This window comes from Methylobacterium cerastii, from assembly GCF_022179125.1.
In the GTDB taxonomy this organism is placed as follows: Bacteria; Pseudomonadota; Alphaproteobacteria; order Rhizobiales; family Beijerinckiaceae; genus Methylobacterium; species Methylobacterium cerastii.
This window is the reverse complement of the sequence record NZ_BPQG01000004.1, coordinates 58,802-71,303: the sequence shown is the minus strand read 5'-3', so window position 1 is coordinate 71,303 and position 12,502 is coordinate 58,802. Positions and strand designations below refer to the sequence as shown.

Here is a 12,502-nt window from a genome sequence, read left to right as displayed (position 1 = left end):
GCGGCCCGGCCCGCCAGCCGATCCGTAGTGAATACGAAATATTAACGGCGAAATTGCAATCTTGAATTGCACTCACGACGGCGCCTCCTTCCGAGTCGCCACGCCGGGACGATCCGCCCATGTTCGCCGCACGCAAGACCGTCGAAGCCGCCGCCAAGCTCGCCGCCCTCGACCGCGTCCAGGGGGTGATCGAGTTCGACCTGTCGGGCCGAATCCTCGACGCCAACGCGAACTTCCTTGCGGCCGTCGGCTACACGCTTCCCGAACTCGTCGGGCAGCCGCATGCGATGCTGGTCGACCCGCAGTACCGGGACTCGGCGGAGTACAAGGCGTTCTGGGATCGACTGCGCACCGGCGCGTTCAGCGCAGGCCAGTTCCGGCGGATGGCGAAGGGCGGCCGCGACCTCTGGATCGAGGCCTCCTACAACCCGATGATCGGGCGGAACGGCAAGCCCTACAAGGTGGTGAAGTTCGCCACCGACATCACGCGCCAGAAGGCCGAGGATGCCGACCGGGCGGGCCAGATCGCGGCGATCGACAAGGCGCAAGGGGTGATCGCCTTCGATCTCGACGGCACCGTCCTCGATGCCAACGCGAACTTCCTCGCAGTGGTGGGCTACGACCTGTCGGAGGTTCGCGGGCGCCCGCACAGCATTTTCGTCGAGCCGGCTTACCGGCAGAGCGCCGAGTACGCGGCGTTCTGGGCGGCGTTGAAGCGTGGGGAGTACCAGGCGGCGCAGTACAAGCGCATCGCGAAGGGCGGGCGCGAGGTCTGGATCCAGGCGACCTACAACCCGATCTTCGACGCCGCGAACCGCCCCTACAAGGTCGTGAAGTTCGCCACCGACGTCACCGACCAGGTCATGCTGCTGGCCAACCTTCGCCGGCTGATCGAGCGCAACTTCACCGAGATCGACCAGGCGATCGGCCGCTCGGCGGACGGGTCCGGCGCGGCCTTCGCCGCCGCGGAGACGACCTCGAGCAACGTGGCGATGATGGCGGCGGCGTCTGAGGAGTTGGCCGCCTCCGTCGCCGAGATCTCCCAGAGCATGGGACATTCGCGCAGCGCGACCGACGCCGCCTTCGAACGGGTCCAGGCGGCCGGCGGGTTCACCCAGCGCCTCACGGAGGCTGCCGGGTCGATGACCGGCATCGTCGGCCTGATCCAGTCGATCGCCGCGCAGATCAACCTGCTCGCGCTCAACGCCACCATCGAGGCGGCGCGCGCCGGAGAAGCCGGACGTGGCTTCGCGGTCGTCGCGAACGAGGTCAAGAACCTCGCCAACCAGGCCGCCCGCGCGACGGAGCAGATCGGTGCCGAGATCAACGGCCTGCAGGGCCTGTCGAGCGAGGTGGTCGGCGCGCTGGATTCGATCAGCGGCTCGGTCGACATCATGCGCGAGAACGTCGTCGCGACGGCGAGCGCGGTCGAGGAGCAGAGCATCGTCACGCGCGACCTGTCGCAGAACATGCAGGCCGCGGCCCAGGCCGTGGCGGCGATCACCGCCAACATCAGCACGATCTCGGCCTCGGTGACGGAGGTCTCCGTGGCGGTCACGACGACGCGCGAGGCGGCCAGCGTGCTGGCCCGGTAGGGCCACACGTCCGGCACGAGGCGCGCAGCGAGCTGGCGCGCCTCGAAGCGGCGGCTCAGGGCAGCGCGCGCACGAGCTCTCGGAACACGTCGCCGCGCTGCTCGAAGCTGCGGAACTGGTCGTAGGAGGCGCAGGCCGGCGAGAGCAGCACCACCGGCTCGGGCGCACCCGACGCCGCCGCGCCCTCGGCCGCCGCCTTCACGGCGACGTCCAGGGTCTCGCAGCGGGTGTAGGGCACGGCGCCCTCCAGGGTGGCGGCGAAGGCGTCGGAGGCCGCACCGATCAGGTAGGCGTGGGCGATGCGCTCGAAGTACGGGACGAGCGGGAAGATCCCGCCGTCCTTCGCCTTGCCGCCGAGGATCCAGTGGATGTCGCGGAAGGCGGTCAGCGCCTTCTCGGTCGAGTCGGCGTTGGTCGCCTTCGAATCGTTGACGAACAGCACCGGCCCGCGGACCCGAACCTCCTCCATCCGGTGCGGCAGGCCGGGGAAGCTCGCGAGCCCGGCCTGGATCGCGTCGGCCGCAAGACCGAGGGCGCGGGCGACCGCCACGGCCACGGCCGCGTTCTGCCAGTTGTGCGCGCCGCGCAGCGACCGGATCGCCGACACGTCGGCGAGCGGCGCGCCGTCGCGGTCCGAGACGATCCCGTCGCGCACGGTGACGGCGTCGGCGGTGAGCGCGGCGTCGCGCGGCACGTGGATGCGCGTCGACCGGTCGGCGCCGCCTTCGGCGAACCCGTCGGCGATGGCGCGGCTCGGCCCGTCGTCGATCCCGACGACGGCCTGGTCCGAGCCCTGGATCAGCCGCTCCTTGATCGCGGCGTATTGCGCGAAGGTGCCGTGGCGGTCGAGGTGGTCGGGCGTGATGTTGAGGAGCACGCCGACGCTCGGATCGAGCGAGGGCGTCAGGTCGATCTGGAACGAGGACAGCTCGACCACGTGGATGCGATTCGTTGCCGGCGGCTCGAGCGAGAGGATCGCGGTGCCGATGTTGCCGCCCATCTGCACGTCGCGGCCGGCAGTGCGCAGGATGTGGGCGATCAGCGCCGTGGTGGTCGACTTGCCGTTGGTGCCGGTGATCGCGACGAACGGCGCCCCCGGCGCCAGGGCGCGCCGCTCGCGGCAGAACAGCTCGATGTCGCCGACGACCTCGATGCCGGCCGCCTTGGCGAGCGCGACGGTCCAGTGCGGCGCCGGATGGGTCAGCGGCACGCCGGGCGAGAGGATCAGCGCCGAAAAGCCCGACCAGTCGGCCCCGCGCAAGTCCGCGGTCTCGATCCCCTGCCCGGCCGCCTTCGCGACGCCGTCGGCGTTGTCGTCCCAGGCGACGACCTGCGCGCCGCCGGCCTTGAGGGCGAGCGCGGTGGCGAGGCCGGAGGCGCCCAGGCCGAACAAGGCGACCGCGCGGCCGGCGAAGGTGGTGATTGGGGTCATCGGAAACTCGGAACCGGTCGGCGATCGGGGCTCGTCCCAACCCTCCCCCTCATCCTGAGGTGCCAGCGTCAGCGGGCCTCGAAGGAGCCCTCCAGACCGCACCGAAGTTTCTGGAGGGCTCCTTCGAGGCGCCCGCTTCGCGTGCGCACCTCAGGATGAGGGTCGGGGTGGGAGTGGCGTTGCGGAGCCGACTTCTACCACAGGTCACCGCAGCTTGAGCGTGGCCAGGCCGGCGAGCGCCAGGATCACGGCGATGATCCAGAAGCGGATCACGACCTGCGGCTCCTTCCAGCCCTTCTGCTCGAAGTGGTGGTGGATCGGCGCCATGCGGAAGACGCGCTTGCCCGTCAGCTTGAACGACGCGACCTGGATGATCACCGACATGATCTCGAGGACGAACAGGCCGCCGACGATCGCCAGGACGATCTCGTGCTTGGTCGCCACCGCGACGACGCCGAGCAGGCCGCCGAGCGCCAGCGACCCGGTGTCGCCCATGAAGATCTGCGCCGGCGGCGCGTTGAACCAGAGGAAGCCTAAGCCCGCCCCGATCACCGCGCCGGCCACCACCGCGAGCTCGCCGGTGTCGCGCACGTAGTTCACCTGAAGGTAGCTCGCGGTGAACGAGTTGCCGACGAGGTAGGCGATGACGCCGAAGGTGCCGCAGGCGATCATCACGGGGACGATGGCGAGCCCGTCGAGACCGTCGGTCATGTTCACCGCGTTGCCGGCGCCGACGATGACGAAGCCGCCGAACAGCACGTAGAACCAGCCGAGGTTCAAGAGCGCGTCCTTGAACACCGGGAAGGCGAGCTGGTTCTGCAGCGTGGACGGCGAGAAGTACGAGATCGCGTAGCAGGCCGTGATCGCGATCAGGGCCTCGAGCCCGAGGCGGAGCTTGCCCGAGAAGCCCTTGTGCGACTGCTTCGTCACCTTGAGGTAGTCGTCGTAGAAGCCGATCGCGCCGAAGCCCAGCGTCACGGTGAGCGTGATCCAGACGTAGTGGTTGCGCGGGTTGGCCCAGAGCAGGATCGCGACGATGGCGCCGGCCAGGATCATCAGGCCGCCCATGGTCGGCGTGCCGCGCTTGGTCAGCAGGTGGGTCTGCGGCCCGTCCTCGCGGATCGGCTGGCCCTTGCCCTGGCGCAGGCGCAGCAGCGAGATGATCAGCGGCCCGAACCAGAACACGAACAGGCCCGCCGTGAACAGCGCGCCTCCCGTGCGGAAGGTGATGTAGCGGAAGACGTTGAAGGCCGAGAGCGTGCCGCTCAGGTCCGACAGGAGATACAGCATCCGGGGGGCTCGGCGGCTTGGCTCACACGAAGAAGGGCGCCGACGGGACGCGAACGGTCCCGGCGCCTCGGCGGACGATCAGATGCCGGTCACGGCCCGGCGGTCGGGGCCGGCGCGTCGCGGCGCACCGGGGGGTTCGCGTAGCGGGCTTTGAGCGCCTCGACAATCCGGCCCATGCGAATACTGTTTGAGCCCTTGACCATCACGGCGTCGCCCGGCCGCAGGATCGCGGCCAGCGGCTCGACGAGGTCGGCCGAAGTCGCGGCGGCGACGCCCCGGCGCGAGACCGGGAGCGCCTCGAACAGGTGGTTCATCAGCGTGCCGGCGGTGAAGACGAGGTCGACCGCGTGGTCGGCGACCGCGCCGGCGAGGTCGCGATGGTGGGCGTCCGAGGTCGGCCCGAGCTCCAGCATGTCGCCGAGCACGGCGATGCGGCGCCCGCGCGGCCCGGTCTCGATCGCGGCCAGCGTCGACAGCGCGGCGCGCACCGAGGCCGGGTTGGCGTTGTAGCTCTCGTCGACGAGGAAGGCCTCGCCGTCGCGGATCTGGAGGGCGGTACGCTCGCCGCGCCCGGCCGGCGGGCGCAGCGCCGCGAGCGACAGGGCGGCGCGGGCCAGATCCGCGCCGAGGCTGTGGACCACCGCCATCACGCCGAGCGAGTTCATCGCCGTGTGCCGGCCCGGCGTGCCGAGCTGGTAGGTCACCGGCTGGCCCATCACCACGGCGTCGACCACGGAAAGATCGGGGCGCAGCACGATGCGCCTGGCGCGCACGTCGGCCTCCGCGTGCTCGCCGAAGGTGACGATGCGGCCTGCCCGCGAGGCGAGCGCGTGGGCGTGCAGGCGCGCGAAGCTCGGGTTGTCGCGGTTGATCACCGCGACGCCGCCGGGCGCGAGCCCTGAGAAGATCTCGCCCTTGGCGTCGGCGATCGCCGACACCGAGGCGAAGTGCTCGATGTGGACCGGCTCGACGGTGGTGACGAGGGCCACCTCCGGGCGGACCTGGGCCACCAGCGGCACGATCTCGCGCGGGTGGTTCATGCCGACCTCGAACACGCCGAAGCGGGTGTCGGCCGGCATCCGCGCCAGCGTCAGCGGCACGCCCCAGTGGTTGTTGTACGAGGCGACGGAGGCGTGGGTCTGCCCTTGCGCCGACAGCACGTGGCGCAGGGCCTCCTTGGTGCCGGTCTTGCCGACCGAGCCGGTCACCGCCACGACCTGGGCCGCGGTGCGGTCGCGGGCCGCCTTGCCGAGGCGCGTCATCGCGTCGAGGACCGGATCGGGCCCGTCGCCGGGCACGGCCAGGACCGGGCCGTCGAACGACGCCGCGCGGTCGGCGGCGACCACGGCCGCGCCAGCCCCCTTGTCCAGGGCGGCGCGGACGAAGTCGTGCCCGTCGCGGGCCTCGCCCCTGATCGCGAAGAACAGGTCGCCGGGCTGCAGCGTGCGGGTGTCGATCGAGGCGCCGGCGACGGCGCCGCGCGACCCGTGAAGCGTGCCCCCGGTGGCGGCCTCGAGTTCGGCCGCCGTCCAGAGCGGCTTGGCGTTCGGGCTCATGCGGCCTCCGGTCTGACGGTGCGCGGACGCGAAGCCCCCTCCCCCTCTGCGGGGAAGGGAGAGGCGCGGACTTCGTCGTGCTTCGGGGAAGACGCGTTCATCGCGAAAACTCGTCGATCGCCGCCCTCAGGACCGCGTGGTCCGAGAACGGCAGCACCCGGTCGCCCACGATCTGGCCGGTTTCGTGGCCCTTGCCGGCGACCACGAGCACGTCGCCGGGTCCGAGCCCGCGCACCGCCGTGCGGATCGCCTCGGCGCGGTCGCCGATCTCGGTGGCGCCCGGCGCCTCGGCGAGGATGGCGGCGCGGATCGCGGCGGGTTCCTCGGAGCGCGGGTTGTCGTCGGTGACGATGACCGCGTCGGCGAGGCGCGCGGCGATCGCCCCCATGATCGGGCGCTTGCCGCGGTCGCGGTCGCCGCCGCAGCCGAAGACCACGACGAGGCGCCCGGAGGCGAAGGGGCGCAGAGCGACGAGGACGCCCTCCAGCGCCTCCGGCTTGTGAGCGTAGTCGACGAGGCACAGCGCGCCGTCGGCCTCGCCGACGCGCTCCATGCGACCGGGCACGCCGACGAGGTGTTCGAGCGCCGCGAACACGCCGTCGGGGTCGGCGGCGCCGGCGGGCGTGGCGAGAACGAGGCCGGCGGCGACGAGCGCGTTCTCCACCTGGAACCCGCCGACCAGCGGCAGGCGGACCCGGCGCGGGCCGTGGCGGCCGTCGAGGTCGAGCACCTGCGCGAAGCCTTCGGTGCGGGCGTCGCGCAGGCGGATCTCGGAGCCGGCGCGGCCGGTGGTGCGGACGTCGTGGCCGGCCGCGGTCGCGGCCGCGATGACACGGTCGGCGTAGGCGCCGTCGGCGTTGACGATCGCGGGCGCACCCGCCGGCAGGAGCGTCGTGAACAGGCGCAGCTTGGCGGCGAGGTAGTCCTCGATGGTCGCGTGGTAGTCGAGGTGGTCGCGCCCGAGGTTGGTGAAGCCGGCGGCGGCGAGCTGCACGCCGTCGAGGCGGCGCTGCTCGATGCCGTGCGAGGAGGCCTCCATCGCGAGGTCCGTGATGCCGTCGTCGGCGAGCCGCGTCAGCGTCGCATGCAGCGTCACCGGGTCGGGCGTCGTCAGCGAGCCGTAGGCGGCGCCACGGTCGGTGACGATGCCGACGGTGCCGACGCTGGCGGACGCGCGCCCGATCCGCGACAGGATCTGGCGGACGAAGTCGGCGACCGAGCTCTTGCCCGCGGTGCCGGTCACCGCGACGATGGTCGCGGGCTGGCGCCCGGACAGGCGCGCGGCGGCGAGCGCCAGCGCCCGGCGTGGGTCGGCGACGGCGATCCAGGCGCAGGCCGGCGGCAGGTCGGCGGGGCGGTCGCCCTCACCGACCACCGCGATCGCGCCGGCCGCGGCGGCCTTGGCCGCGAACAGGCGTCCGTCGGCCTTCGTCCCCGGCACGGCGACGAAGACGCCGCCCGGCACCACGTTCCGGCTGTCGGCGGTCAGCCCGGCCACCGGCCGGTCGGCCTCCGCCGCCCCGGCTTCGGGGAACAGGGCGCCCAGCGTCGCCGCGCTCACGGGCCGCCGACCATGTTGGCGTGGTAGGCGTTGAGCTTGACCATCAGCGGGAAGGGCTTGGCCGGCGGCTCGAATTGCGGCGGCAGGCCGAGGATCGGCGCCACGCGCTCGATCACCTTGCCGGTGACGACGCCGGAGTTCCAGGCGGCGGTGGCGTAACCGCCGCTCTCCGGCAGTCCCTGGGGCTCGTCCATGATGGTGACGAACAGGTATTTCGGCTTGTCCATGGGCGCGGCCGCCATGAAGGTCGTGAACAGGCGGTTCTTGTTGTAGCGCCCGCCGATCACCTTCTCGGCGGTGCCGGTCTTGCCGCCGACGAAGTAGTACGGGATCGCCGCCTTCTTGGCCGAGCCCTCGACGGCGTTGAGGCGCATGATGAAGCGCATCGCCTCGCTCGTCTGCGGGCTCAGCACCGTCGTCGCCTTGGCCATCGCCTCCTTGACGTCGGTCTTGAGGAAGGTCGGCGTCATCAGGAAGCCGCCGTTGGCGATCGCGGCCACCGCCGCCGTCGCCTGGATCGGCGCCACCGCGAGGCCGTGGCCGAAGGCGATGGTGATGGTGTTGATCTCGGTCCAGCGCGGCGGGACGATCGGCATGGCCGATTCCGGCAGCTCGGTCCGCATCCGGTCGAGCAGGCCCATCTTGCGCAGGAAGGCCTTGTGGCCGGGCACGCCGACGCCGAGGGCCATCTTGGCCGAGCCGATGTTGGAGGAGTGGGTGAACACCTCCGGCATGGTGATGACGCGGTTGGTGCCGTGATACTCGTGGATCTTCTGGCGGCCCCAGTTCAGCACGCCGCCGCGGGTGTCGAAGGTCGAGTTGACGTTGTACTTGCCCGATTCCAGCGCCATGGCGAGGGTCATCGCCTTGAAGGTCGAGCCCATCTCGTAGACGCCGACGTTCATGCGGTTGATCTTGTCGTCGGACAGGGCGTCGACCGGGTTGTTCGGGTCGAAGTCCGGCATCGAGACCAGCGCGATCACCTCGCCGGTCTGGACGTCGAGGATCATCGAGGCGCCGGCCTTGGCCTTGAAGTGCTCGATGCCCTTGGCGAGCTCGTCGCGCACCGCGAACTGCGCCCGCAGGTCGACGGAGAGCTGGATCGGCTTGAGGTCGGTCTGCTTGGCGACGAAGCCGAAGTCGTTGAGGGCCTTGTTGCCCTGGTTGTCGATGTACTTCTCCATGCCGGCGATGCCGATGCCGTCGAGGTTGGTCGCGCCGATGATGTGGGCGGCCGCGACCCCGTTCGGGTAGACGCGCTTGTGGTCGGGCAGGAAGCCGATGCCGGGGATGCCGAGGCGGTGGACCTCGGCCTGCTGCTTCGGGGTCAGCTCGCGCTTGACCCAGACGAAGCCGACGCCCTTCTTGCCGGGCTTCTGGGTGAGCTTGGCGCGCAGTTCCGTCGCGTTCAGCTCGGGCAGGACGGCGGTGAGGAGTTCCACCGCCTCGTCCTTGTCGTAGATGTTGCCGGGCTCGGCGAAGACCGAAACGGTACGGATGTCGGTGGCGAGGATCTCGCCGTTGCGGTCGATGATGTCGGGCCGAATGGCGGTGGTGGACGCGGCCGCCACCCGGTGCTCCTGGCTCGGCGGCGCGCCGAAGATCGCGATCGACAGCAGCCGCACGCTGATCGCGCCGAACACCGCCACGAAGGCGAGTCCGACGAGCGCGACGCGGGTGTGCGAGCGCTCGATCGCGAGGCGGAACATCGCCCGGAACAGGCGCACGCCCGGATGCACGCGGGGCTCGGCCGCGACGACCGGCTCCTCGATCGCCAGCCGCGCGGCGGCCGGCGTCTCGTCCGCGTCGCCGTGGTGCGCAGGCTCAGGCGCGGCATGCCCGATGCCGGCCGCGTCGTCGGCCGCGAAGTGGGCGTCTCGGGCTTCGTGAGCCGCTTGAGCGTCGTGCGCCTCTCGGGCGTCGTGGGCGTCTTGAGACACGGGGACTACCTCGATGCCGGGTTCGGCGTGCGGGTCGTGACGACGGTGCGGGTGATCGAGCCGGTGGTGCGGGGCTCGGAGGCCGGCCCCTTCTCCTTCGGCGTCGCGGTGGCCGCGAGCAGGCGGCCGATCTCGTCGCCGCGCTCGGGCCGCGCCGGCAGGTCGGCGAGGCGCCCGAGGTGGGCGGTGCCGATCGGCTCGAGGGCGAGGTGCTTCTCCACCGCCGCCTGCAGCCGGTCCGGCCGGGTCAAGAGCTGCCATTCGGCGCGCAGCACCGCGATGGCCTGACGCTCGGCATGCAGGCCGGCCTTCAGCTTCGAGACCTGACCGCCCTGGTAGAGCGTGTCGTACTTGATCGAGTAGGCGTAGATCGCCGAGGCGACGAGGCCGGCGACGGCCAGCAGGTTGAGCAGGCGGATCACCGGCGTGCGCCTCCGCGCGGGGCTTCGGGAAGCGCAGCGAGCGCCTGGATCGCGGCGAGCGGCGCCGGCACGGGTGCGTCCGTGCGCTCGGCGGCGCGAAGCTTGGCCGAGCGCGAGCGCGGGTTGCGCGCCGTCTCGGAATCGGAGGGCAGCACCGGGCCCTTGGTCACCGGCGTGAAGCTGCGGGCGGCCGTGGGCTCGCCGCCGGGCAGCGCGCTCGGCATGTGGCGCGAGGCCTGGACGGCGCGGCCGCTGCGGGCGGAGAAGAACTGCTTGACGATGCGGTCCTCGAGCGAATGGAACGTCACCACCGCGAGCCGCCCGCCCGGCCGCAGCATCCGCTCGGCGGCGTGCAGCGCCTGGACCAGCTCGCCGAGCTCGTCGTTGACCGCGATGCGCAGGCCCTGGAACGTCCGCGTCGCCGGGTGGATGCCGCTGCTGGGCTCGGTCCGCACGACCCCGGCGACGAGGTCGGCGAGCTGCGCCGTGGTCTCGATCCGGCCGCGGCGGCGCGCCTCGATGATGGTGCGGGCCACCGCCCGCGAGCGGCGTTCCTCGCCGTAATGGTAGATGATGTCGGCGAGCTCCACCTCCTCGGCCTCGTTGACGAGGTCGGCGGCGCTGAGGCCGGTGGCGGCCATCCGCATGTCGAGCGGGCCGTCGTTGCGGAACGAGAAGCCGCGCTCGGGCTGGTCGATCTGCATCGAGGAGACGCCGATATCGAGCACGATCCGGTCGGCCTGCGCCTCGCCGAGATCCGCCAGGTGCGCGTCGAGGGCGCCGAATCGGCCCGGAACCAGCGTGAGGCGCCCGTTCGACGCGGCGACGAGCGCCGCGCCGCCGGCGATGGCCGAGGGGTCTCGGTCGATGCCGACCACGCGGAGGTCCGGGTCGGCGGCGAGCATCGCGCGGGTGTAGCCGCCGGCGCCGAAGGTGCCGTCGACGGCCAGCGTCGTACCGGGAAGGTCGAGGGCGGCGAGCACCTCGTCGAGCAGCACCGGGACGTGCGGGCCGCACGGTTTCTCGATGGGTTTGCGCGTCATCGCCGCGGCCCGTTCGGGCGAAGGCGCCGGGCCGCGTGCGGCCGAGGCGGCCCGCCGGGGATGGGGGGAACGGTTCGGCTCATGGCTGCCTGCACCCGGCCGCGGCGACGCGGCGCGGTCGGTTTGGGCGATCCCGCTCGTGCGGTGGCCGAAGGCCCGCGCGCGGACGATCCCCGCACGGCCGCGGCGAGCGTGGCCGCTGGGGGCGTCCGCCGATCCGGAAATCGCCGATGACGAGATGTTGGCGGGTACCATGGGCCTCTGACGATCGTCAACGCAAGCGAAGACCCGCATCGCGGACGTCCGATGTGACCTCAGCAAGGTTAACCGACGGTCAATTTTTCGCCCCGCCCGCCGACGTTCGGCGCACGGGCGCCGGCGATCCTCGGGACCTGCGCGCGTCTGCTGGCGAAAGCTTCGCCGCGATGCGCCGACCGGCGGCACATATTCCGCAGGACCGTGCTTCGCGCGGCGGATCGGCACGCTCCGTCAACGGCTTAGCCGGTGCCGTGGCTCTGCGTCCGGACAGGCAGGAAGCGGATCAGCCGGCCTATAAGCCGGGTTCTGTAGGGCCCGGAGGCGCCGAGGCGCATCCGGACGTGGCGGCCATTCCTCTGGGACGATCGTTGCCGACCGCCTCGAGCAACCAACCCGGGCGACTGGCCTGGAGAGCGGGCCTGCGCCTCTTCCTGCGAGGAGACGCGCGCCGCCCCTATTCGGTCTTGCTCCCGGTGGGGTTTGCCGTGCCGTCCGCGTTGCCGCGTCCGCGGTGCGCTCTTACCGCACCCTTTCACCCTGACCCCGCGACCTCGCGGTCCGGGGCGGTCTGCTCTCTGTGGCACTGTCCCTGGGGTCGCCCCCGCCGGACGTTATCCGGCACCGTCTCTCCATGGAGCCCGGACTTTCCTCCCCAAGCCGAAGCTCGGAGCGGCCGCCCGGCCGACTGATCCGGCGCGGATGTGGGCCGGATCGCCCGCCCGGGTCAAGCGGACGGCCGCGCGTTCAGGCGTCGAGGCCGCCCAGGACCGAAATCCTCGTCTGCCCACGCCGTGCGGCTTGCCCCGAACCGTCGCGATCCGGCTACCAGGTCCCGGTGTTCTCCATGGAGGACCACGGCTCCTGCGGCTCCTTGGCGCCGCCCTTCTGCAGGATCTCGATCGAGATGCCGTCGGGCGACTTCACGAAGGCCATGTGCCCGTCGCGCGGCGGCCGGTTGATGGTCACGCCCTTGTCCTTCAGCCGGGTGCAGAAGGCGTAGATGTCGTCGACCTGGTAGGCGAGGTGCCCGAAGTTGCGCCCGCCGGAATAGGTCTCCGGGTCCCAGTTGTAGGTCAGCTCCACGAGGGGCGACTTGGTGGTCTCGGCCCGCGCCGCGTCCCCGGGGGCGGCGAGGAAGACCAGGGTGAAGCGGCCCTTCTCGTTGTCGATGCGGCGCACCTCCTTCAGCCCGAAGGTGTCGACGTAGAACGCCAGCGCCTTGTCGAGGTCGGCGACGCGCACCATCGTGTGCAGGTATTCCATGGGTGTTCTCGTGCTCCGCTGATGCGGGCCTATCTGGGCCCGGGCCGGACCCCGTCAACGGGCTCGGCCGCGCCGCGGCGGACCGCGAACATCCCCTTCGACGCCCCTTCGACGCCCCTTCGACGCCCCTTCGACGTCCCTT

Annotated in this window: 9 protein-coding genes and 1 other RNA gene; 1 reads left to right on the top strand and 9 read right to left on the bottom strand. The window is 71.7% G+C overall.

Annotated elements, in window-relative coordinates; translation table 11 throughout:
- Positions 1–119 precede the first annotated feature (119 nt).
- On the top strand, positions 120–1,595 hold the full coding sequence (locus tag MFF13_RS01040; RefSeq protein ID WP_147827873.1) for a methyl-accepting chemotaxis protein: 1,476 nt from the start codon (positions 120–122) through the stop codon (positions 1,593–1,595).
- 55 nt (positions 1,596–1,650) lie between these two features.
- Here the strand turns inward: MFF13_RS01040 and murD are convergent, their stop codons facing one another.
- The 9 genes from murD to gloA form a co-directional block, all read right to left on the bottom strand.
- Positions 1,651–3,027, bottom strand: coding sequence for a UDP-N-acetylmuramoyl-L-alanine--D-glutamate ligase (murD, locus tag MFF13_RS01035; protein ID WP_238270186.1), 1,377 nt, complete (start codon positions 3,025–3,027; stop codon positions 1,651–1,653).
- Positions 3,028–3,231: 204 nt separating this feature from the next.
- On the bottom strand, positions 3,232–4,317 hold the full coding sequence (mraY, locus tag MFF13_RS01030; RefSeq protein ID WP_147753360.1) for a phospho-N-acetylmuramoyl-pentapeptide-transferase: 1,086 nt from the start codon (positions 4,315–4,317) through the stop codon (positions 3,232–3,234).
- A gap of 89 nt (positions 4,318–4,406) precedes the next feature.
- The gene (locus MFF13_RS01025) at positions 4,407–5,873 is read right to left on the bottom strand and encodes a UDP-N-acetylmuramoylalanyl-D-glutamyl-2,6-diaminopimelate--D-alanyl-D-alanine ligase (RefSeq protein WP_147827871.1); all 1,467 of its coding nucleotides are present in this window, start codon (positions 5,871–5,873) and stop codon (positions 4,407–4,409) included.
- A 97-nt stretch (positions 5,874–5,970) separates the two neighbouring features.
- On the bottom strand, positions 5,971–7,434 hold the full coding sequence (locus MFF13_RS01020; RefSeq protein ID WP_238270184.1) for a UDP-N-acetylmuramoyl-L-alanyl-D-glutamate--2,6-diaminopimelate ligase: 1,464 nt from the start codon (positions 7,432–7,434) through the stop codon (positions 5,971–5,973).
- Positions 7,431–9,278 carry a peptidoglycan D,D-transpeptidase FtsI family protein gene (locus MFF13_RS01015; RefSeq protein WP_373322466.1) on the bottom strand — a complete coding sequence of 616 codons (1,848 nt, stop codon included), beginning with the start codon at positions 9,276–9,278 and terminating at the stop codon, positions 7,431–7,433. The genes MFF13_RS01020 and MFF13_RS01015 overlap by 4 nt, the downstream gene beginning before the upstream one ends.
- Positions 9,279–9,379: 101 nt before the next feature.
- Positions 9,380–9,796, bottom strand: a complete 417-nt coding sequence (gene ftsL / locus MFF13_RS01010; RefSeq protein ID WP_147753936.1) for a cell division protein FtsL — start codon at positions 9,794–9,796, stop codon at positions 9,380–9,382.
- Positions 9,793–10,839: a 16S rRNA (cytosine(1402)-N(4))-methyltransferase RsmH gene (gene rsmH, locus MFF13_RS01005; protein ID WP_238270183.1), complete on the bottom strand. Its 1,047-nt coding sequence runs from the start codon at positions 10,837–10,839 to the stop codon at positions 9,793–9,795. The genes ftsL and rsmH overlap by 4 nt, the downstream gene beginning before the upstream one ends.
- Before the next feature lie 537 nt (positions 10,840–11,376).
- An RNA gene (rnpB, locus tag MFF13_RS01000) (RNase P RNA component class A) lies at positions 11,377–11,786 on the bottom strand.
- Positions 11,787–11,919: 133 nt separating this feature from the next.
- Complete coding sequence (gene gloA, locus MFF13_RS00995) at positions 11,920–12,360, bottom strand: lactoylglutathione lyase (protein ID WP_147753934.1); 441 nt, start codon at positions 12,358–12,360, stop codon at positions 11,920–11,922.
- Positions 12,361–12,502: the final 142 nt, after the last annotated feature.

What these genes read in the sequence shown, in the direction of transcription:
- MFF13_RS01040 (WP_147827873.1), top strand. Translation starts at nt 120, where the DNA reads ATGTTCGCCGCACGCAAGACCGTCGAAGCCGCCGCCAAGCTCGCCGCC.
- murD (WP_238270186.1), bottom strand. Translation starts at nt 3,027, where the DNA reads ATGACCCCAATCACCACCTTCGCCGGCCGCGCGGTCGCCTTGTTCGGC.
- mraY (WP_147753360.1), bottom strand. Translation starts at nt 4,317, where the DNA reads ATGCTGTATCTCCTGTCGGACCTGAGCGGCACGCTCTCGGCCTTCAAC.
- MFF13_RS01025 (WP_147827871.1), bottom strand. Translation starts at nt 5,873, where the DNA reads ATGAGCCCGAACGCCAAGCCGCTCTGGACGGCGGCCGAACTCGAGGCC.
- rsmH (WP_238270183.1), bottom strand. Translation starts at nt 10,839, where the DNA reads ATGACGCGCAAACCCATCGAGAAACCGTGCGGCCCGCACGTCCCGGTG.
- gloA (WP_147753934.1), bottom strand. Translation starts at nt 12,360, where the DNA reads ATGGAATACCTGCACACGATGGTGCGCGTCGCCGACCTCGACAAGGCG.